This window comes from Cohnella hashimotonis (assembly GCF_030014955.1).
Classification (GTDB): domain Bacteria; phylum Bacillota; class Bacilli; order Paenibacillales; family Paenibacillaceae; genus Cohnella; species Cohnella hashimotonis.
In genome coordinates this window covers 1,232,931-1,254,573 of sequence record NZ_JAGRPV010000001.1, presented here as the reverse complement: position 1 = coordinate 1,254,573, position 21,643 = coordinate 1,232,931, and the positions used below count along the sequence as shown (strand labels likewise).

General features: G+C 57.7%; 21 protein-coding genes. 9 read left to right on the top strand and 12 right to left on the bottom strand.

The window, feature by feature from the left end:
* Nucleotides 1-44 precede the first annotated feature (44 nt).
* From KB449_RS04920 to KB449_RS04880, 9 genes are all read right to left on the bottom strand, one after another.
* Entirely contained in the window at nucleotides 45-1,712 is a 1,668-nt protein-coding gene (locus tag KB449_RS04920) for an extracellular solute-binding protein (RefSeq protein ID WP_282907299.1), read from the bottom strand.
* A gap of 48 nt (nucleotides 1,713-1,760) precedes the next feature.
* Entirely contained in the window at nucleotides 1,761-2,687 is a 927-nt protein-coding gene (locus KB449_RS04915) for a carbohydrate ABC transporter permease (protein WP_282907298.1), read from the bottom strand.
* The gene (locus KB449_RS04910; RefSeq protein WP_282907297.1) at nucleotides 2,688-3,596 is read right to left on the bottom strand and encodes an ABC transporter permease; all 909 of its coding nucleotides are present in this window, start codon (nucleotides 3,594-3,596) and stop codon (nucleotides 2,688-2,690) included.
* Between the two features lie 262 nt (nucleotides 3,597-3,858).
* Nucleotides 3,859-5,271 (bottom strand): response regulator transcription factor, encoded by a 1,413-nt coding sequence (locus KB449_RS04905; RefSeq protein ID WP_282907296.1) that lies wholly within the window; start codon nucleotides 5,269-5,271, stop codon nucleotides 3,859-3,861.
* On the bottom strand, nucleotides 5,264-7,054 hold the full coding sequence (locus tag KB449_RS04900) for a sensor histidine kinase (RefSeq protein ID WP_282907295.1): 1,791 nt from the start codon (nucleotides 7,052-7,054) through the stop codon (nucleotides 5,264-5,266). Before KB449_RS04900 ends, KB449_RS04905 begins: the two co-directional genes overlap by 8 nt.
* 145 nt (nucleotides 7,055-7,199) lie before the next feature.
* Complete coding sequence (locus tag KB449_RS04895) at nucleotides 7,200-7,481, bottom strand: hypothetical protein (RefSeq protein WP_282907294.1); 282 nt, start codon at nucleotides 7,479-7,481, stop codon at nucleotides 7,200-7,202.
* Complete coding sequence (locus tag KB449_RS04890; protein ID WP_282907293.1) at nucleotides 7,481-8,674, bottom strand: NAD(P)/FAD-dependent oxidoreductase; 1,194 nt, start codon at nucleotides 8,672-8,674, stop codon at nucleotides 7,481-7,483. Before KB449_RS04890 ends, KB449_RS04895 begins: the two co-directional genes overlap by 1 nt.
* 397 nt (nucleotides 8,675-9,071) lie before the next feature.
* Entirely contained in the window at nucleotides 9,072-9,218 is a 147-nt protein-coding gene (gene sda, locus KB449_RS04885; protein ID WP_090110608.1) for a sporulation histidine kinase inhibitor Sda, read from the bottom strand.
* Between the two features lie 292 nt (nucleotides 9,219-9,510).
* Complete coding sequence (locus tag KB449_RS04880; protein WP_282907292.1) at nucleotides 9,511-10,182, bottom strand: YheC/YheD family protein; 672 nt, start codon at nucleotides 10,180-10,182, stop codon at nucleotides 9,511-9,513.
* Between the two features lie 336 nt (nucleotides 10,183-10,518).
* Between KB449_RS04880 and KB449_RS04875 the strand changes: the two genes are divergently transcribed.
* The 5 genes from KB449_RS04875 (at nucleotide 10,519) to KB449_RS36410 (ending at nucleotide 16,192) form a co-directional block, all read left to right on the top strand.
* Nucleotides 10,519-13,911 (top strand): DEAD/DEAH box helicase, encoded by a 3,393-nt coding sequence (locus KB449_RS04875; RefSeq protein ID WP_282907291.1) that lies wholly within the window; start codon nucleotides 10,519-10,521, stop codon nucleotides 13,909-13,911.
* Between the two features lie 87 nt (nucleotides 13,912-13,998).
* On the top strand, nucleotides 13,999-14,235 hold the full coding sequence (locus KB449_RS04870; RefSeq protein WP_282907290.1) for a hypothetical protein: 237 nt from the start codon (nucleotides 13,999-14,001) through the stop codon (nucleotides 14,233-14,235).
* A gap of 46 nt (nucleotides 14,236-14,281) precedes the next feature.
* Nucleotides 14,282-14,728, top strand: coding sequence for a hypothetical protein (locus KB449_RS36745; protein ID WP_488192479.1), 447 nt, complete (start codon nucleotides 14,282-14,284; stop codon nucleotides 14,726-14,728).
* A gap of 69 nt (nucleotides 14,729-14,797) precedes the next feature.
* Entirely contained in the window at nucleotides 14,798-15,289 is a 492-nt protein-coding gene (locus KB449_RS04865; RefSeq protein ID WP_282907289.1) for a hypothetical protein, read from the top strand.
* A gap of 477 nt (nucleotides 15,290-15,766) precedes the next feature.
* Entirely contained in the window at nucleotides 15,767-16,192 is a 426-nt protein-coding gene (locus KB449_RS36410) for a DUF3997 domain-containing protein (protein WP_350356209.1), read from the top strand.
* A gap of 128 nt (nucleotides 16,193-16,320) precedes the next feature.
* Here the strand turns inward: KB449_RS36410 and KB449_RS04860 are convergent, their stop codons facing one another.
* Complete coding sequence (locus KB449_RS04860; RefSeq protein WP_090110616.1) at nucleotides 16,321-16,683, bottom strand: HesB/IscA family protein; 363 nt, start codon at nucleotides 16,681-16,683, stop codon at nucleotides 16,321-16,323.
* Nucleotides 16,684-16,834: 151 nt separating this feature from the next.
* Here KB449_RS04860 and KB449_RS04855 point away from each other — a divergent pair, with 151 nt between their 5' ends.
* A complete protein-coding gene (locus KB449_RS04855) occupies nucleotides 16,835-17,431 on the top strand; it encodes a pentapeptide repeat-containing protein (protein ID WP_282907288.1) in 597 nt (198 codons plus the stop codon).
* Nucleotides 17,432-18,082: 651 nt separating this feature from the next.
* Here KB449_RS04855 and KB449_RS04850 read toward each other — a convergent pair.
* Nucleotides 18,083-18,550, bottom strand: coding sequence for a hypothetical protein (locus KB449_RS04850; protein WP_282907287.1), 468 nt, complete (start codon nucleotides 18,548-18,550; stop codon nucleotides 18,083-18,085).
* A gap of 271 nt (nucleotides 18,551-18,821) precedes the next feature.
* On the opposite strand from KB449_RS04850, the gene mqnE reads away from it, so the two are divergent.
* Together mqnE and KB449_RS04840 are read left to right on the top strand one after the other, a co-directional pair.
* Nucleotides 18,822-19,925: an aminofutalosine synthase MqnE gene (gene mqnE / locus KB449_RS04845; protein ID WP_282907286.1), complete on the top strand. Its 1,104-nt coding sequence runs from the start codon at nucleotides 18,822-18,824 to the stop codon at nucleotides 19,923-19,925.
* A 15-nt stretch (nucleotides 19,926-19,940) separates the two neighbouring features.
* The gene (locus KB449_RS04840; RefSeq protein ID WP_282907285.1) at nucleotides 19,941-21,002 is read left to right on the top strand and encodes an NAD(P)/FAD-dependent oxidoreductase; all 1,062 of its coding nucleotides are present in this window, start codon (nucleotides 19,941-19,943) and stop codon (nucleotides 21,000-21,002) included.
* Nucleotides 21,003-21,023: 21 nt separating this feature from the next.
* Here the strand turns inward: KB449_RS04840 and KB449_RS04835 are convergent, their stop codons facing one another.
* A complete protein-coding gene (locus KB449_RS04835; RefSeq protein WP_282907284.1) occupies nucleotides 21,024-21,290 on the bottom strand; it encodes a YuzB family protein in 267 nt (88 codons plus the stop codon).
* 83 nt (nucleotides 21,291-21,373) lie between these two features.
* Here KB449_RS04835 and KB449_RS04830 point away from each other — a divergent pair, with 83 nt between their 5' ends.
* A complete protein-coding gene (locus tag KB449_RS04830) occupies nucleotides 21,374-21,622 on the top strand; it encodes a NifU family protein (RefSeq protein WP_090111072.1) in 249 nt (82 codons plus the stop codon).
* Nucleotides 21,623-21,643 lie beyond the last annotated feature (21 nt).

Here is a 21,643-nt window from a genome sequence, read left to right as displayed (position 1 = left end):
TTTCCTCTTGCACGCCAGCATTCCGTAAGCCCTACTTCAACCGCTTACTTCCCCTGCTTCGCCATCTCCGCCGTCACTTCCGAGATCGCCTGCTGCAGCCCCTTGCCGTCGTAGCCCTTGACGATGTCGTGCCACATCGCGACCGGATCGTCCTTGCTCAGGATCATGCGGGTAAAGTCGTCGTCGAAGTTGATGGCCGACAGCTTATCCTTGGCCGGCGTCGACATCGTGAAGATCTCGAACGCCGTCGGGATCGGCTTGGCGTTCTGCATCTGCCAGTTCAGCTCGTCCTGGACGAATTGTACCACGTCGTCGCCCTTCGCGGCCCGGTTGATCGGCGAATCCTCGATCGCGCTCACGTTGCGCCACATCGCCAGCTGCGAGATAATGTCCATCGACGGATATTCCTTTTTCAGATCGATGTACGAATCGCCGTCCTTCGGACGCGTGATCGTGTACTGGTCGCCGCTCTTGGTGAAGTCCTTGTCTTCGATGCCGTAGTCGAACATTTCCTTGCCTTCCGGAGAAAGCAGCCAGTCGTAGATACGCAGAATGCGGTCCAGCTTCTTGTCGTCGACGTCGGCGTTGATCATCGTTTCGGACCACCAGGAGTTGGTCGTGTGGCGATAGATCGTACCGTCGGCCGCAGGCCAAAGGTGAAGCACCTTCACGTGGTCGAAGAAGTTCTGACCGGGGTTGTTTTTCTCCCACTCCGCCCGGATGCCCGTCGAGCCGCTCGCCGAATCTACGTTAAACGCCAGCGCGCCCGCTTTGTTCTGATAGAACTTCTGGTTGGCCTCGCCGGCTTTCTCGACCGCGAAGTCCCTGTCGAGCGCGCCGTCCGCGTACATCTTGCGGGCTTGCACGACGACGTTGTCCATTTGCTTGGACGCGTAGAACGGGATCCACTTGCCGTCTTCCTTCAGCCAGCTTTGGTTGCCGAATTGCGGGAAGGTCGGGACGAACACCGATTTGAAATAGCCCAGTGTATTCATGACGATGCCGGTGGTGTCCTGCTTGTTGTTGCCGTCCGGGTCCTTGGTGGCGAACGCGGTCAGCATCGATTCGAACTCGTCGAATGTCTTGGGATCCTGGATGCCCAGCTTCTCCATCCAGTCCTTGCGGACGTAGATCGCGCGGTCCACGGCCCACAGGTCGGTGTTCGGATACGTCATGCGCGGTATCGCGTACAGCTTGCCTTCGCGGTAGATACCTTGCACCTCCGGCGCCTTGGCGACCTTCTCGACGTTCGGATAAGCGCTCAGATCGTCCGGCAGCGCATGCACGAGTCCTTGCTTGACCCATTCGTTATACGTGGCGGGATTGTCGTTCGTGATGCTGTTGGTGATGATGTCGGGCAGCTGTCCGGCCGCGGCCCACACCTGCGCTTTTTCTTTGTAGTTGTCCCAGCCGATGTCCATCGGCTTCAAGGTGACGTTGAAGTCTTTCTCCAGCTTCTGCAGCATCTCGTCATGCTTCTCGAAGCCGACGCCGATGCCCCACCAGGAGACGGACAGGTCCAGGTGCTCCGCGTACGGATTGGCCTCCCCCGCAGGGGAAGCCGACGCGGAAGACGCTGCTTGCGAAGAAGCGGCGGCCGGCGCGGAGGACGAAGCCTGTTCTTTGTTCGAATCGTTGCCGCAGCCCGCAAGCACGGTAGCCAGCATGACGGCGGATAGTCCAGCAGAACCCAGAAGCTTCGCTTTTTTCATGTGTGTAGTCCCCTTCGATATTTTTATAATAAAAGCTTGTCGCTCTTACTATCCCTTGATCGAGCCGATCAGCACGCCTTTGGCGAAATATCGCTGCATGAACGGGTACAGGCAGACGATCGGCAGCGCGCTGACGACGAGCACCGCCATCTTGAGCATCTCTGGATACAGGCCCGAATCCTGGAAGCGGACGCTGGTCGTAATGCCGGACAGCACCTGCGCATAATTCGTGAGCAGCTCCCGCAGCAGCGCTTGCAGCGGCAGCAGGTTCACGTCGGTCATGAACAGGACGCCGTACCACCACTCGTTCCAGCGGTCGACCGCATAGAAGAGCGCGATCGTGGCGATCATCGGCTTGGAGACGGGAAGCGCGATCTTGTAGAACACCTGGATATCGTTCGCGCCGTCGATCTTCGCGGACTCCTCGAGACCGGCCGGCAGCGTGCGGAAAAAGGCGATGCAGATCATCAGATAAAACGTATTGACCGCGACCGGCAGCACCATGACGAACAAGTTGTTGATGAGATGCAGGTTTTTCATCGTCAGGTAGAACGGGATGAGACCGCCGTTGAAAAACATTGTGAAGATGATGCCCGACATGACGATGCCTCTTCCCGGGTACCCCTTCTTCGCCAGCACGTAGGCGCCCGTCAACGTGACGATCAGGTTGACCGACGTGCCGACGACCGTCACAAACAGCGTGACGAGGAAGGCCTTTAAGAAGCGCGGCTCCTGGAAGATGTAGCTGTAAGCCGTCGTCTTGAACGTCGTGGGAATCAGGTAGACGACCTGCTTGGAGACTGCTGCCGAATCGCTGAACGACATGATCAAGACGTTGTAAAACGGGAACAGCGTGCCGATCGTCAGCAGGATAAGAACGGCGTGGATGGCGATGTCGGCCCAGCTTCGCTTTCTGCGGCGAAGAGCGGCCGGCGCCGGCTTGGTGTTCGCTTTTCTCTCGATCGTCGTCTCCATCTAGACCAGCCCCTCTCCGCCGAGTTTTTTGACCATGTAGTTCGCGCCGTACAGGAGGGCGAAGTTGAGCACCGCCTTGAATAGTCCGACCGCCGTCGTCACCCCGAAGCTCGAGCCGTCCGAGAAGGCCGCCCGGTACACGTAGGTGTCGATAATATCTCCCGTCGCGTAGACGCCGGGGTTGTACAGATTGAAGATCTGATCGAACCCGCCGTTCATCGCGTTGCCCACGGCCAGAATGAGCAGGATCGCGGCCGTGCCGCGGATCGAAGGCCAGGTGATCGCCCGCAGCTGCTGCCAGCGTCCGGCGCCGTCGACGCGCGCGGCTTCGTAAAGCTCGGGATTGATGCCCGCGATGGCCGCCAGGTAGATGATCGCGCTCCATCCGATCTCTTTCCAGATATTCGACAGGAAGATGATCGGGCGGAACAGTCCGGGATCGGTCAGAAACGTCTGCTTTCCGAAGCCCAGCGCCGCGATGATCTGGTTCAGTACCCCGTCGTTGCTCAGAAAGTTGAACATGATGCCGCTTACGATGACCCACGAGATAAAGTGCGGGAACGTGTAAACGGTCTGGTAAAACTTTTTCAGCTTCTGCCGGACGACCTCGTTGATCAGCAGCGCGAGCGCGATGGCCGCCGGAAACTCCAGCACGATCCGTCCGACGCTGATGATGATGGTATTGCGGAACGCCCGCCAAAACTCGCTTTGCTTGACCAATTCCTCGAAGTTGTTCATGCCGATCCACGGGCTGCGGAGTATCCCTTCCCGGATGTGGTATTCCTTGAATGCCAGCAGAACGCCGTACATCGGGAAGTATTGAAACAGCACGTAGAACAACACGGTCGGAAGGAGCAGGATGTACAAATAGCGGCTTTTGTAGATTTCCTTCCCAAATCTTTTTTCCATTGCGTACCTCCCGTAAGCGCTGCCATTGCTCTGGGACTTATTATCCCTCTCGCCGGCCGCGCGGGGTATGCACGGGATTTATGGATTTGCCTGCAATTTGAAAGCGTTCGCAAGAAAAGAAAAAACCTTCGGCGAAGGTTTTCTAAAATACGTCCATAGATTCTCTAAAAATAAAACATAGGCAAATGCGGCCAGGTCTGCAAGCGCTTGACGCGGCCCGTTTTAGCGCCCCCAACTGCTACTTACAGCTAATTACAGCTACTTACCGCGACTCCCGATATTGCGAAGGCGTCTTGCCCGTGAGCTTCTTGAACAGCCGGGTGAAATAAAAGTAGTCCTGGTAACCGATTGTGGCCGCGATGTCCTGCACGGAATCGTCCCCCTCCCGCAGCAGCTCGCAAGCCTGACCGATTCGCAGTCTGGCCACGTAGGCAGTGAACGTTTCGCCCGTTTCCTTTTTGAACAGCTGGCTGATATAGCTCGGGTTCATGAAAAACTGCTCGGACAGTCCCTGCAGCGACAGATCCTCCCGGTAATGCCGGGTCACGTGCTGCAGGATCGCGTTAAAAGTCTGATTGCGCGTCTCCGGCAACGGCGCGTCGCTTTGCTTGAGATAGCGGGACGACACGGCCGCAAGACCCGCCAGCATGGCATGCACGTCGGCGAAAACATGCGTCAACTGCTCGTAGCTGTACAGCGCGGTCTCGGTTCGGCCCAGCTTGAACAGGAAGGAGTTCGTCATATTGTAAACTTGAAAAGCGTGCCGGATAGACAGTCCGCCTTCCCGGAACAGCGATCCGATACGCGCGAACGCGTCCGACAGCGCCGGTCCGTTCTTGTCCTCGACCGCATTGCCGACGTCCAGCATACATGCATTCAACGCTTCCTCCTGCCAGGGGACCGGTTCGAAGACGCCGCTGCGCCCGGCGACAAAGCGCTGGTGCGCCGCGAGATCCGCCTCCGCGATGGCGTCGCGGATCTCCTGCCAGTCCGCGACCTGGCGTCCGATGCCGATGCCGGTGACGCCGTCCGGTATCTCGGCCTCCCAGCCTTCGCGGGCAGCCTGAACCTCGGAGGCGCCGACCAAGTAGGCCGTTTTGGACGCCCCCGTCTTGAGCCGAAAGACCGCGCCCCCGAGTCCCGGCGGCTCTCCCCCGCCGATCGCGACGACCGGCACGACGCCGGCGGCGATGCGCGCCGCGAGCCCGCGCTCCCGCAGCTCGCCGAGCAGCCGCTCCGCGACCGCCGGATCGGGCTCGTCGAGGAGCCGCAGCAGCGTTTCGGCCGGATCCGCGCCGCGCGCTTCAAGCTTGGCCGCCAGCTTGACGAGCACGCCCGCGATCTCGATCTCGTCGAACGGCTTGAGGCAGTAGGCCGCCGCGCCGTAGGCAAGCGCCTTCTGGGCGTACGCGAACTCCGCGTAGCCGCTGACGACGACGAACTGGATCGGCTCCGGCAATTCTCTCCCTCTGCGGATCAGCTCCAAGCCATTCATTTCCGGCATCCGAATATCGGTGAATACGACGTCCGGACGCAGCCTGCCGATGGCCGCGAGCGCCTCTTCCCCGCTGGCTGCCTGTCCGACCACGCGAAAGCCGTAGCGCTCCCAATCGACCAGATCCTTCAGACTCTCGACAACCCAGCTCTCGTCGTCGACGAGCAGCGCCTTATGCATCCGAATCCCTCCTCTCGCGTGCGAACCGCAGCCTGATATGCGTCCCCCATTCCGGCGAGCTGTCGATCGACAGGCCGGACGGCTGACCGAATGTCAGCGCGAGACGGTTGTTCACGTTGACCAGCCCGATGCTGCGGGGCTCGTCCGCCTCCCCCGGTGCGGAAGCGGGATCCTGCAGCATGCGCCGCAGCTCCTCAAGCCGCGCCGGCGGCATTCCGACACCGTCGTCCCGCACGTCGACGATCAGGTCGCCCGACGCGTCGATCTCCCCCGCGATCTCCAGCACGCAGTGCCGCAGCGTCGGCTCGACGCCGTGATAGATCGCGTTTTCCACGAGCGGCTGCAGGATCATCTTGGGCACGACACGTTCGGATGCCGCCTCCGAGATGCGATAGCGAACCGTGAAGCGGTCCGCGAACCTGATCTGCTGGATGCGCGCGTACGCCTCCACGATCCGGATCTCCTCGGATAGCGGGACGGCGTCCGCGCCCTTCACGCTGTAGCGGAAGATGCTGGACAGCGCGCGCGTCATCGTCTTGATGCTGCCCTGTCCGTTCACGGCTGCGATGCCGGTGATCGCCTCGAGCGTATTGTACAGAAAATGAGGATTGATCTGGCTGCGAAGAAAGGCGAGCTCCGACTTTTTGCGCTCCAGCTCGGTTCCGTACAGCCTGGCGTTCGTCTCCAGCAGACGCTGCGTGAGGTGCTCGATCTCGTCCAGCATGTCGTTGAACGCAGCCGCCATGATGCTGATCTCCATGTAGCCCTTGAGCGAGATGCGCTTCCTGAACTTCAGGCTGTCGCCGCCCGCGGCGGTCGTCATGAAAAAAATCATTTTCTTGAGCGGCCGCAAAATGTTGTTGACGATAAACATAAACGGCACGGCCAGCACGAGCAGCCCGATCGCCAGGATGATCAGCTCCTGCTTGCGGATATCGAGCAGTTCCCGCAGCAGCGCGTCCTTGGGCGCGGCGCTTAAAATAACGGCGTCGACGCCCGGCAGGCTCTCGGTCTGAACGACGTATTGCTTGCCTTGCCATTTCAACGATTGAATCCCGTCCTGCTTCAGTCTGTCGGTCAGCTCCGAGAGCCGGCTGCCCGTCTCCCGCTCCGTATTGCTGGCGATGATCTTGTACGAGCGGTCGAGCAGGTAAATTTGCGTGTTCGTCTGCTTGAGCGTATAATCCTGCTCGCCCGCGAGCGACGCCGGATCGACGATAAAATACAGCGTGCCCACTCGCGTATTGAACAGCTCGCCTTGCTGCACATAATAGATCGTGGTGGCGAAAACAAGCCCTTGTCCCGACCCGTACAGCGTGCCGAACTGACGCATGTCCACGTAATAGGCGTTCGACTTGTCGGGCAACCGGGCGTTCAAATCGGCTACATAGCGGCTGCCGCCGTTGATGTCGATCGAGGCGCCATTGTCGCCGGACACGACGATGTCGAGGATGCCGTCCTTGAGCTCTCTCTGGCTGGTGAGCAGCCGGCTGATTTCTTTGAACATCTCGTAGCGCCGCAGCTCGTTTTTCTCCACGAGGAAGCTCTGGACGTCGGCATTGTACGAAATCGTCTGCATCAGGCGGAAAAGAACGTCCCGGTTGGAGGCGACGTTCTTCTTGATCTCCGCGACCGTCTGTTTGACGTACGTCTCGTGGTTGCGGGTAATCATCCCGGACATCGTCGTATACGTATGGAATATGATAACCAAAATAACGAGGATGGCCGATCCGGCCAGAATGAACAGCTGCGAGCGGATCGACAGTCTTCTCAGGAAGGCCATGCGGTTTCATCCTCACCGTTAGAATGACTGCAAGTACGGCCTATTATCAGCCTGCGGCACGCCTTCGTCAAGCCGGCGGCCAAAGCAAAGGCAGGCCGGCTCCGATCGAATCGGAACCGGCCTGCCTATAATCGCGCGCTCGCGCTTAGTCGTCCTCGTCGTCCATCGCCGCGCGCATTTGCGCTTCCCACTCCGCGCGCCGGCGTTCCTCCAGGTATTCCTGCGACATGCGGTCGCGCTCGCGTCCCTTTTCCTTGAGCCGCTCGATGCCCGGCTGGATAAGCAGGTCCACCTCCGCCTGCACGACTGCAGACAGGTCGTAACGCTGCTGCGACTCGAGGTACCCGCCGACTTCCATCAGCGCATTGTACCGGTCAAGCTCGTCCCGCGTCAGCAGCCCGCGCACCTGCACGCTGCAGTGCCGCATTAGAGAAACTTGCCCTTGCGGAGCACGAGCGGGATGCCGCCGATGATGAACAGGTAGCGAAGATCGATCAGCTTCTTGATCCAGGCTGCCGTGCGGCCTTTGTATTTTTTGCCGAACGCCATCCCGATCGCCTCGCCCTTGCCCAGCGAAGCCACCGTGCCTTTGTTGCTGAACACGAACGGCCGCAGCGACTGATTGCGGATCGAAGCGACGAGATTGTGCGCGCAGTTGACGCCCTGCTGCATCGCGATCTGGGCCGTAGGCGGGTAAGGACGGCCTTCCGGGTTGAACATCAGCGAGTTGTCGCCGAGCACGTAGATATTCTCGTGGCCCGGCGCGCGCAGATACTCGTCGACCTTGACGCGTCCGCGCATCGTCTCGAAGCCGGCTTCCTCGATCAGCCGGTTGCCCCGGACGCCACCGGACCAGATGACCGTCTGCGACTTGATCTCTTCGCCTTCGCCGACGATGACGCCGTCGGCGGTGCATTCCTTGATGGCGGTGCCGATGCGGAAGGTGACGCCCTTCTTGCGCAGCACCTCCATCGCGTACTCGACCAGCTCCGGATCGAAGCCCGGCAGCGCGGTCGGCGCCGCCTCGACGTTGATGATCTTGACGAGCGAGCGGTCCACGTCGAACTGCTTGCACAGATCCGGCACGCGGTCGGCCAGCTCGCCGATGAACTCGATCCCGGTGAAGCCGGCGCCGCCTACGACGAACGTCAGATAGTCCGTGCGATGCGGCTCGCGCTTGTAGCGGGCAAATTGATATTCGATATGCTCGCGAATAAGCCGGACCGAGTTGATGCTGCGGATCGTGAAGGCATTCTCCGCCATGCCCGGAATGCCGAACGTCTCGGATTCGCCGCCCAGCGCGATAATCAGATAATCGTAGGATAATGTACCGTCCTCCAGGATGACCTTGCGGTCCTGCGGACGAATCTGCACGACGGTCGACTTGACGAAGTCGATCTTGAACTCGTCGATGAGCTTGGAGATGCTCACGCGCGCGTTGTCCGGATGGTCCGTCCCGGCTGCAGGCATATGGAGATGCGTTGTAATATAGTGATAATCATGCTTATTGACGAGTGTCACGTCAGCTTCATTATAATTAAGCTCTTTTTGGAGACGCAGCGACGTCAGAACGCCGCCGTACCCCGCGCCTAGGATGACGATTTTGGGTATACTGCTCATGGGATCCCATCCAATCCAGTTTGGTGTTCAACATGTGAAAAAATCCACAATGAAGATAGGCATATTTGTCTCTTTGCCTCAAAAGAATCATATCGGCTTTACCCTTCTATTTCAAGGTTCATTGTTACAAAATCGTTTGGACTTCTCCACAAATTTACCCTGTTCCGCCTGGCTTTATCCTGAACGCATCCCGCTTGCGGACGAGGCCTGTTCGCGGAGACGCCGGACCTAACCAAAGCGCGTCCAGGTCCGCCTCGGAGATGCTCCGACCGGGGGCGAATTCGAAGTTCTAAACGCATCGGACGGCGCATTTATAATAAAGAAGGCATCCCTGCCCTCGGCTCGAACGGCCGAAAAAGCGAGGATGCCTTCATCCATATGGTGGGGATGCACGCGACTATTTCGCAAGCCGCTCTTCCTTGATAGGCAGTTGTCTGCGCCGGATCTCGGCGTGCAGCAGATGTACGAATTCCCTTTCCAGCTTCAAGCGGACGGCATGTTGGTAAGCTTCCAAGAGCAGCTCATCGGACAACAACGGCAACATGGCCTACACCCTTTCTTAAGCAGGCTAATCTGACGAGGAACCCGCCAGGCGAGCTCTTCGTGATGCATCATAGCATGCTCTTCAACTGACGGACAAGCATCTCGCTATCCACACCAAGCTGTGTACAAGGTGTGATTATTTTGTTGAAAAATCCCGTTATCCGTGTTCGACCGTAGAGAATTATGTGGATGGTTTTATCCACAGGCAAAATACTGTTTTTTCCATAAAAATAATTCATAGCGAAATTTGCGATGATAGCTGCCAATAATTGATATGCGTCTTGCGCTAGCCGTTACTGCGGCCGCGTATTGACCTCGAGCATCCAGATTCGCCCGCTGCGGTCGATGCCGTAATCGTAACCCAACTGCCCGATTCCCGGAAAGCGACTCTCCAGCAGTGCCGTGGACGTACGGGTCAAATGGCGCATCTGGCTCTTCTTAGGCCCGACGAGACGCCCCGACAGGGATCTGGCGATTCCTTGGCCGGCCGAAACCCGCATGCCGCCCCTGCAGAGGTTGGTGACAAACAGCCCTCTGCGCGCCACGCGTCCGACCATCGCCCTGATTTGCCAGCCTGCTGCGGTCTTTACATGCTTGACCCGGTAATCGATCGGCCTCCCGGCGACCGTGGCCAGCCGGATGCCGCGCTGGATCAGGTAGGCGCGCCTTCCCTTGAGCCTGCCGATATGCGCGCAGAGTCCCGCGAACGTGACGACAGAACGAACGCTGCTTTTCGCATGAACCCGATAACCTCCGCCGGCACGCGTTACCTTGATCAAGCCGTGTCCTCCTGCGCCGCGGACGGGCTTCAGGACGACCATGCCGTAAAGGTTCAGCATGGCACTCAAATTCCCCGTGCTGTATCTTCTCGTAGGCGGGATGTGACGCGCCACATAGCCGTTCGTCATAAGCGCCGTCGTTTTGAGCCATTTGCTCGCCAGCATGCGCCCGTTCTGCTGATGCATGCGCCAGTCCTCCTTTTAGCCGGTATATAACCAGCATACTCGGACATCCGCGCAGTCTCTTGGATGAATAGACATGGCAACCCGCCCTTTTGTCGGCGGGCGAAAGATAGCGGCCAACCTGCCCTTTTACCCACAACTGACTGTGAATAAAACACCTATGTTCTGTGGACAAAGCCCGAATCCTCAAGCCGGGCGCTGTGGGAAAGCTGGACAACTTTATTCACAGCATTCGCCGCCGCACCCGGGCCACTCCGCAAACGGTTCGCATCTGGTATCATAGGAAGACATATTGGATTGCCTGCCGCCAGGCAGCGACGAGAAGAGGAGTTTAGTCCGATGAACGCATCCTTCACGCGCCAAACCGTTCGTTCGCTCTGCGGCCGCATCGCCTACGAGAGTGGTCTTGCCTATGCCCGAGCCGGCAAAGTGACCTTTACCGCTTACGACGATGAAGCTGGCGTATACGAAGCGGTCGTCCAGGGAAGCGGGAAATCCGTCTACGAGACGGGAATCCGGATCTCGCGAACGGCAGACGTAGCAGCCTCCTGCACCTGCCCCTCCCTGGCTTCCTACGATAAATATTGCAATCATATCGCAGCCGTCCTGCTGCGGATTCTCGAGCATCGGCTGGCTGGGAGCGTCCCCGAAGCTGCGGCTGTTTCGGAAGCCGATCGCACCGGCGCGGAGAAGACCGGCGCGGAAGACGCCGACGCTGAAGGCGGATTGGCCGCGAGAGTGATCGGACTGTTCGCGTCCAAGCCCGTATCGCGCAGCGGCACTCGCAAACGGTTCGAGACGCGCGAGCAGCTGTCGGTCGCCTTCGTCTGCGTCTCGCTCGACGACGGCCGCGAGCCTGCGCTCGGCCTCGAAGCGCGCATTGGCTCCGAATCCGGGCGGATGCATGCGGTCAAGCAGATCGGAGGCTGGCTCGACAGCGTCGAGCGCGGCGAATCGTATCCGATCGCCAGGACGTTCGCTTACGATCCGGAGCTGCACTGCTTTTCGGAGACCGACGATGACATCATTCGGGAGCTCGTTCGTCTCAACCGAGGCGACGTCGCTTTCGTGCGGTCTCCTTCGGGCTTGGGCGGCGCGCGCAGCCAGCGGACGCTCCGGATTCCGCCGGAGGACTGGGAGGCGCTTTACGCACTGCTCTGCCGTGCCTCGGACGTCTCTCTGCAGACGGGCGAGCGCCTGCTGCCGGGCTTGCCGTCGGCCGAGGGGCCGCTGCCCGTGCGCTATGAGATCGACTACGATCCGTTCGACGCGGACGGCGGCTGCCTGTTGGATGTCCGCGGCATCGAGTCGGTCACCGTACTGGAGGCATACGGGCTCGTGCTGACGGAGGACGGGCTCGTCAAGCTGCCTCGCGCCTCCTGCACGCAGCTGGCGCAGCTCCAGCGCATGCTGCCGGCGGCGACGTCGGCGTCTGCGACAGAGCGGGGGACCGAGCGGGCGGCGGCGGCCGCGGGAGCGACAGGGCGGGCGGCGGCACCGAACGTAAGCGACGTGAGGCAGGTTCGCATTCCGCGCGAACAGGCGGACGGCTTTATGGAACGCGTCGTGCCTGGGCTCATGCGGCTCGGCAGCGTGAAGATCGCCGAAGCGGTGTCGGACAAGATCGTCCGCGAGCCGCTGAAGGCCAAGCTGTACCTGGATCGCGTGCGCGACCGGCTGCTGGCCGGACTGGAGTTCCACTATGGCTCCGTCGTCATCAATCCGCTGGAGGCGGCCGGTCCCAAGCGCTCGGACGACGGGCCGATCCTAGTAAGGGACGGCGAGCGCGAACGGCGCATCCTCGAGCTCATGGAAGGCAGCGCCTTCGTCCGCACCGAAGCGGGCTACGTGATGAGCGGCGACGAAGAAGGCGAGTTCGTATTTTTGTACCGGGTGCTTCCGCTGCTCGAGCCGCTGCTCGGCGTCTACGCCACGGCCGCGGTCCGCATCCGCCTGCTGCCCGATCCGGTCGTCGTCAAGGTATCGGCCGATACGGACGAACGAACCGACTGGCTCGAATTCAAATTCGACATCGCGGGCATACCGGAGGCCGAGATCAAGTCGCTCCTGCAGGCGCTCGTGGAGAAGCGCGCTTATTACCGCATGACCGGCGGCGCTCTTGTGCCGCTGGACGGCCAGGACTTCGCGGAGGTCAACAGGCTGCTCGACACAACCGGCATGCTGCCATCGGAGCTTAGGGACGGGAAGCTGCGATTGCCGCTCGTCCGCGGCCTCCATCTGCTCGAGCCGGAGGGCGGGGCTGTCGTCAAGCACGGGCGCGCGCTGCGAGGATTGCTCGACGACCTGCGCCATCCGGACCAAGCCGCGTTAGCCTCAGCCCCGACTGCGCTCGCCGGTACGCTGCGGGATTATCAATTGTACGGCTATCAGTGGATGCGCACGCTCGCCCACTATCGCTTCGGCGGCATTCTGGCGGACGACATGGGCCTCGGCAAAACGGTGCAGAGCATCGCCTTCGTCGTCTCGATGCTGCCGGTCATGCGCGAGCGCGGCCAGCCGGCGCTAATCGTCTGCCCCGCCTCGCTCATGTACAACTGGCAGAGCGAGCTGCGCAAGTTCGCGCCGGACATCCGGTGCCGGATTGCCGACGGCGGAAAAAGCGAGCGCGCGGAAGCGCTGGCGGACCCATCCCGTTTCGACGCGATCGTCGTCTCCTATCCGCTGCTGCGCAAGGATATCCAGCTGTATGCGGGCCTGACGTTCCACACGCTTATCCTCGACGAGGCGCAGGCGGTCAAAAACGAGACGACACAGACGGCCCAAGCCGTCAAGCGGATCGTGGCAGAGCAGCGCTTCGCGCTGACAGGTACGCCGATCGAGAACGCGCTGGACGAGCTTCGCTCCATTGCCGGCGCGGTATTTCCGGGCTTGTTCCCGGGGCGGCGCGCGTTCTCCGAGCTGTCCCGCGAGGAAGTGTCGGATCGCATCCGTCCGTTCGTGCTGAGGCGTCTCAAGTCGGACGTGCTGCGCGAGCTGCCCGACAAGATCGAGTCGGTCATCGCCTCGGAGCTGCTGCCGGCGCAGAAGAAGCTGTACGCGGCCTATCTGGCCAAGCTCCGGACCGAGACGCTCAAGCATCTGGATCAGGATACGCTCGACCGCAACCGGATCCGTATCCTGGCGGGCATCACGCGGCTGCGCCAGCTCTGCTGTCATCCGGCGCTGTTCGTCGAAGACTACGCCGGGGGCTCCGCCAAGCTTGAGCAGCTGCTCGAGCTGCTGGACGATTGCCGCAGCGCCGGCAGACGCGCGCTCGTCTTTTCCCAGTTTACGTCCATGCTGGCGATGATCCGGCGAGAGCTCGCGGCGCGAGGCATGACCCATTTCTATCTGGACGGCGACACGCCGGCAGCGGAGCGGGTGGAGCTGTGCGACAGGTTTAACGCGGGGGAACGCGAGCTGTTCCTCGCTTCGCTCAAGGCGGGCGGCACGGGGTTGAATCTGACCGGAGCAGATACGGTTATCCTGTACGACCTCTGGTGGAACCCTGCAGTAGAGCAGCAGGCAGCGGACCGCGTGCACCGGATCGGTCAGCAGCGCGCCGTACAAGTCATCCGTCTCGTCGCCCAAGGTACCGTGGAAGACAAGATGGCCGAGCTGCAGCAGCGCAAGCGCCACTTGATCGATGAGGTCATCCGCCCGGGGACGGAGTCGCTGTCCTCGCTCAGCGAGGCGGATATACGGGAGCTGTTGTCGATCGGAACGGACTAGACTGGTCTTTCGCCGGCAGGGACGAGCGTGCTGGCGCTCATTTGCAGGCTACTGAGAGCTTCTATTAAGATGTTAGGAGAGAAAGCCATGCCCAAAATTCAATGCACTTGCGGAAATATGCTTCGTATGGGCGATATCCCATGCAAGATACAGTATATGTTTATATCGGATACTGATTTCGACGAGTTACAAGGAGCAGTTGACGCTGAAGAACTCTACTTGAAGATGAAAATGTTCTTTCAGTGCGATAGCTGTAGCAGGCTTTGGGTGTACTGGAATGGCTTTGACAATCCCCCAAAAGAGTATGCGCCAGCGATTGACTAAGTTGGTTTTCGTGAGGCACGAACATGGACGAGAAAGGTGAGACAATATGGCAAGATTCGGTTGCAGCTGCGGCAACACACTATCGAACAGTACGGTTCCAAATGATATTCAAATGCATGTGACTAAATTTAAAGATTGGAAAACGGCATGCAAGGATAATGTGCAGGTACTCGATTGGCCTGAAGAAGAGGTGTGGAGATGTCCTCGATGCAAGCGACTTTATCTTTTCGAGGGCGTAAAACGTACCAGGGAATACGTCGTAGACGAATATAATATGGTCCTCCCAGTCGGCACTTGCAAATGTGGAGGCGAGGATATTGAACAATACATTGTTTACACAGATAAAGAGCTTGACACGCTTGATCGAGATTTCATCCAGGAATTTCCACTGCCTGAAAGGTCTGTTTGGTCGTGTAAGTCATGTCAGAGCGTGTACGTGCATGATCATCAGACATCCAGCGTAACAGGTTATAAACTTCACCAGGAAGTATAAAAACTGCGTGATTCGGAGTAAGTACACTTTATACGCCCTATCCGTACATTCAAGGGGGGGGGAATAGATATGTTATTTAAAAAACGGAATTACGATAAACTAACTGTTACAGTGGTTGCGAATGTAAGCAAAAAATATATGAATGTGTCCAAACACAAACGCGTGCTCGCACCAGAAATACACGAAAGCGTTTATCTTTTTGTTAATGAAGCCAAGATCAATGAAGATTCCGACGAAGTATTCGTGATCTCGGAGTTTTTTAATTCTCTTGCGGCCGACGGGAGATTCCCTATGTTTACGTGCTCCTGTGGCATTTTTGGTTGCGGCGGGTTTTATATCGATGTCCATCATAAGAAAAACAGCGTAACTTGGGTTACGGAGCAATCCACCGATAAAAAGCATTTATTTACAAGTGACAATATTCGCTTCGTCGCCGAGGAGCTTATCCGCAAACTATCCGAAGTGAATGACTTAAGAATAAAAAATAATCTGAATGCTAACTACGACATTCAAATTTTTACATCACAACTTGAATTATTTACTCAACAAACCAGACGGTAATAAAGAAGTCTCCTCTTATCCTCTGCTTATCTCAACCCCCAAATCAGTTACAATATGTGGTAATATTAGGCTTAGCACTCTAGATCAAGGAGATGAGCCTCTGCTACCAGCCCTGATCGATAAGGAAATTAAATTTGAAAATGAGAACTGTCGATTAAGAGTTACATGTTTTCAGCGAGATTACTTGATCACAGTAAATCAATATAGCAATGATAATCAACAGGTGTTGAACACCAGGTTATTTCTTCACTTCGGACACCGCAACACAAGATTCAGGGAGATATATTACGAATATCGTTATGAGGGTTTAAACGAGGCGGCTCAAATATTTCGTGAGCTTGCCTTTCGAGTGTTTGGCGAAGGGAACTGGTCAAATAACGATAGAAGACGTAGAAGGCTACCCTTCATTTCATTTTAGTTGATGCCATTGCTTGATTACCCATCATAAAGTGTTCGTACAGGCTAGAGGTGAAAACGATGAGGATGCGGAAATGTTTAATCGTGTTCTTCAGTATCTTTTTATTAGTAGGGTGTCCAGGATATGCGGATTATGAGTACGATCTTCCTAATGATTATAAATTGAACAGGAACTCTGCGCATGAAATATTCATCGCCCCATCTGAAGGGTGGCGCATTGATAATGAAATCATACCTGCAAAAGTAGTCGAACTGGCTTGGAATAGCAAATATGTCGTAGCTAAGCAACTTGGATTGAAATATGAAAGAGACAATCGTTCGTACCAGGTTCCCGATCAATCAAAAGTTTACTACTGGATACTTGATACCGAAACAAAAAAGAGGTTAGGACCATTCGACTTTAACAATTTCAACGTTGAATCTAAACGACTCCACATCGATAACTTGAAATTAAAGGCCGTTGAGTCATATAGAACGGATATCTAAAGAAAAAAACCTTCCATACTGTATGTTGTCGTCAACACCCAGCATGGAAGGTCGAAATTTGCAGCCCGCAAATTCAGTATTTCAAAATCAAGCTGCCTCGGCAGCTTATTAAATACCAAATCCCCTAATCAGCACTCGCCAGCCGCAGCAGGCTTGCCCGCGTCGGTCGCCGTGCGGAAGCTGGAGCCGCAGCCGCAGGTCGCGGTCGCGTTCGGGTTAAAAATGGTGAATCCGCCGCCAAGACCCGACTCTTTCCAGTCGATCTCGAGGCCGTTCAGGTACTTTGCGCTGTCCTGGTCGACGACGACCTTCAGGTCGCGAATATCGAGCACGCGGTCGTCCTCGTGCTGCTCGTCGTCAAAGCCCATTCCGTATGAGAAGCCCGTGCAACCGCCCTCTTGCACGCCGACGCGCAGAAACAATCCTTCGTTTTCCTCCGCTGCGAGCATTTCTTGTATTTTCTGACCGGCCGCCTCAGTGATCTGAATCATGTACGGTCCCTCCTGACGTATAAAAACAGTAATCGAACTGACTACAGTATACTCCTCTCCGCCGGTTCTCTCAAGGGGATCGGACCTGCTTGGGCGTTGGTCGACTGTGCTATACTTAGCTGGAAGTCCTTAGGAACGGAGCGGATGCGGCATGATAGCGTTTACCGAAGACGAGTATTATGACGAGACCTTTAACGACCTTCAATTGGCAAATGAAGAGCTTTCGTCCGTACGCTTCTACGATTGCACCTTCAGGAACTGCGACTTCAGCGAGGCTGCGTTCAGTGCGTGCAAGTTCTCCGGCTGTACCTTCGAGAGCTGCAATCTGAACTTCATCAAGATATTGGATAGCGAGTTCGCGGACGTCTCGTTCGTCAAATGCAAGGTCGTCGGCGTCAACTGGACCGAGGCCGATTGGCCGAGAACGGCAGGACGGCGCATGCTTAGTTTTAACCAATGTACGATCAGCCACTCTACCTTTATCGGACTGAAGCTGCCCGGCTGCGCGATCGTCGATTGCATGGCTAAAAACGCCGACTTCAGGGAAGCCGAGCTCGCCGATACGAGCTTTGCCGGCTCCGATCTCACGGAGAGCCTGTTCGGCGATACGACGCTGACCGGCGCCGACTTCTCGCGGGCCACAGGTTACGCGATCAATCCGACGCAGAACCGCATCCAGAAGGCGAAGTTTATGCTGCCGGAGGCTACGTCGCTGCTCTATAACATGGACATCGAGATTGTGGACTGAGCGTAGCGCGACCTTCGGCTTATCTGTGAGCCTTTGGAGTGGAGTTGCGTTACTGTATATTATGTGCACGATACGCGCCTCAGCGCGACTAGGGCGGGGCCTCCTTGCTTTCGTGCACCATAATGGTGCACGATGCATGCCTTAGCGCGACTTAGCGGGGTTCCTTGCTTTCGTGCACCATTTTTCGTGCACCATTATGGTGCACGATGCGTGCCTCAGCGCGACTGGGGCGGGGCTTCCTTGCGCTCGTGCACCATTATGGTGCACGATGCGTGCCTCAGCGCGACTTGAGCCGAGCTTCCTTGCGTTCGTGCACCATTATGGTGCACGATGCGTGCCTCAGCGCGACTTGAGCCGAGCTTCCTTGCGTTCGTGCACCATTATGGTGCACGATGCGTGCCTCAGCGCGACTGGGCGGGGCTTTCTTGCTTTCGTGCACCATTATGGTGCACGATACGCGCCTCAGCGCGACTAGGGCGGGGCCTCCTTGCTTTCGTGCAACCATTATGGTGCACGATGCGTGCCTCAGCACGACTATGCAAGGCAGCCCTGCTTTCGTGCACCATGATGGTGCACGATGCGTGCCTCAGCGCGACTTAAGCACTCGTCGGCTGGGCCCAGCCCATCTCGATGCAATCAAAAACCGGGCGCTCACGCGCCCGGTTCTTCGTCCTTCCACTCGGCCAGGGCGGCCGCCGGCATCTGGATCGCCTTGAGCTCGATCCTGCAGCGGAAGCTGCCCGCTTCGTTGCCCAGAAAATCCGCAAGTCTGCGGAACACCATCGCAAGCTCCGGCCCGGTCGACTCGGTGTCGATGCCGTAGCGGAACTGGTCCGCCGGCAAACCTTTGACGCGCCTGTCGTCTCCATGTTGGGCGTCGGCATCCCGCGTGCGCTTCCACTCCTTGGTCGGCTCGAACTTATCGGTCCGGCGCACGAGCTGCTCATATATCTGATGCTTGCGAAGCCACATATAATATTGAATCGGGTTGTTCAGCCCCCAAGCTTGCGTCAGATCTTTGATCGTGTAGGTTGCGCGGTATTGTTGCAGCGTTGCGATCATGTCGGATTGCTCAAGCTGCTCCAATTCCTGAAGCGGCAGAACATCGGGTTTCGTCATTCTTATTGGCTCCCTTTTATTCGATTGATCTTCTAATACAGTACCATAATTTGTTTATTATTCAAGGTCATTCCCACTTTTCGGATGAAATATACCTACCTGTTATGTATTGCCCTGTACTCTGCGGAGGCTTATAATGCTAATAGTGTGTTGAAACAGGTTTTTTATCTTTTTCTTATGTTCCTTTTTTCACAAACTATTGCTCGAACTCGCCGTGCCATTCATGGCAGGCGTGTCTATCCTATTCCATCCGGAGGAGGTCATGTTCTCCATGACACTCATAACGACGCATCCCGACCGGCGCATGGCGGAGATTGCCGACAAAGTTCGTTCCGGCGCGAGGCTGTCCCTCGAGGACGGCATCCACCTGTATCGATCCGAAGATCTGCTCACGATCGGCCAACTCGCTAACGAAGTCAACCTGAAGAAGAACGGCAAGAAGGTTTATTTTACCGAGACCATGAGCCTTTATTTCACCAACGTATGCGAATCTCACTGCGCCTTCTGCAGCTTCCGCAAGGACCAGGGCGAAGAGGGCGCTTATACGCTGTCGCCTGAGGAAATGTTCGCGTACGTCGATCAGCACATCACGCCTACGGCCAGAGAATTCCATATTGTCGGCGGTCATAACCCGCATGTCCCCTTCGAATACTACGTAGAATCGATCCGCGCGCTCAAGGAGCGCTACCCGCAGGTGACAATCAAGGCTTATACGGCCGCGGAGATCGATTTTTATTCCCGTATCTCGGGTTTGTCCTACCGCGACGTGCTCAAGCGCCTGATGGACGTCGGCCTCGAGTCGCTCACCGGCGGCGGCGCGGAGATTCTGTCTGATCAATACCGGGACAAGATGCGTGTCGAAAAGGCAGGCATATCGGAATACCTCGAGGTCCATCGTACCGCCCATCAGCTCGGCATGCGGACGCCTACGACGATGCTGTACGGCCCCGTCGAATCGGTCGAGGAACGCGTGCAGCATATGCTGCAGCTGCGCGAGCTGCAGGACGAGACAGGCGGGTTCCAGGTGTTCATCCCGCTGTCCATGCAGCCGACGAGCCCGAAGGCGGGCATCCGCCGCCGCAACTCCGCGTTCGACGATCTCAAAGCGATCGCGATCGGCCGTCTGCTGCTGGACAACTTCCAGCACGTCAAGGCCTACTTCATTAATATCGGGACGCAGCTTACGCAAGTGGCGCTCACGATGGGCGCCTCCGACGCACACGGGACGATCGTGAAGGAACGTATCAGCCATGCCGCCGGTGCACTCACGCCGGCCGGAATCACGCGGGAAGACCTGGTTTGGCTCATTAAGGGAGCGGGTAGAATCCCGGTAGAACGCGATACGCTTTACAACGAGGTCAAGGTCTACGAATAGAAGGAGTCGTTTAATGTGAGCAATATCGTCATTCTCGGCGGCGGCTACGGCGGTTTGACGCTCGTGAACGAGCTGATTGAGGATAAACTCCCCTCTGACGTGCGGATCCTTCTGGTCGATCGCATGCCATTCCAGGGGTTAAAAACCGAGTACTACGCGCTCGCTGCAGGTACGTCGTCCGACCTGGATATTCGCGTCGAATACCCGAAGCACCCGCAGCTTGAGATCGTGCACGGCGAGGTGACGGACATCTCGCCGGCAGATCGCCGCGTTAACTTCGCGGAGCGCGATCCGCTGACGTACGATTACCTGGTGCTTGCGCTGGGCTGTACCGACAGCTACCACGGCATCGAAGGCGCTGCGGAGTTCGCCTGCAGCATCCAGTCTCTTGCGGCCACGCGCAAGACTTATCAGATGCTGAACAATACGGCGCCTTACGGACAAATCTCGATCATCGGCGGCGGACTTAGCGGCGTCGAGGTCGCAGCCGAGCTGCGCGAGAGCCGCCCGGACCTCAACATCCGGATCGTGGACCGCGGGCCAAGCGTCATGTCCGGCTTCCCGGGCAAGCTTCAATCGTTCGTCGCCGACTGGTTCCGCGAACACAACGTCGAGATGCTGTCCCATATCACGACGACGAGCATCGGCGAAGGCGTCATCCATACGGCGACCGGCGACATCGCCTCGGACGTCATTGTGTGGACCGCGGGCATCCAGCCGGTCGAGCTTATTCAGCGGCTCGAATATGCGAAGGACAAGGCTGGCCGGCTCGTCGTCAACGAGTACCACGAAATGCCGGACGCGCCGAACGTGTTCGTCATCGGCGACTGCTCGAGCCAGCCCTTCTCGCCGAGCGCGCAGCTCGCGCAAGCCCAGGGCAAGCAGGTCGCGCACGTGCTGTCCGCGCGGGTGCACGGCAAGGGCATTCATTTGCCCAAGATCAGATTGCGCGGAACGTTGGGTTCGCTCGGCAAAAAATCCGGCTTCGGCATTATGGGCCATACGCCGATCATGGGGCGCGTGCCGCGCATGCTGAAGAGCGGCGTGCTCTGGAAGAGCCGCCGCCATTTCGGCTAAAATCGGAAACCGGACGGCTGATCAGAGATCGTCCAGCAGCTTGTCGAGCGCCCTGCGGTGCTCGTCCTGGCTGCCCAGCTCCTCCATGATTGCATCGTACAGCGCCTCAGCCGTCTCGGCGACGACCGTCGCGCCGTTCACCATCACGTACGGAGAGAGGTAACATTCGCCGCAGTTGCCCAGGCAACCGTATTCGATCGTCTCCAGGTCCGGCAGCTTGTTCAGCTTGTCGATGAGCCGGTCGGTGCCATGGTGAGCGTTGCTGACGCAAAATTCAACGATATTCATCGCCATTCTCCTTTCCCGGAGACATCCCATTTTAATCGCGCGCAATTTGTATTATAATATTGTGAAGAAGGGAGTGGATGATTGTGAGTGACAACGTTCAAGAAGCAACGAAGTACGACGAGGTGCTCGAAGTGCTCGACAAGTTGCGCCCGTTCCTGCAGCGCGACGGCGGCGACGTCGAACTCGTCGACGTAGAGGACGGCATCGTCAAGCTTCGCCTCATGGGCGCTTGCGGCAGCTGCCCGAGCTCCACGATCACGCTGAAGGCCGGCATCGAGCGCGCGCTGCTCGAGGAAGTCGAAGGCATCGAGGAAGTCGTACAAGTATTCTAATATTCCCTGACGGGAACGTTC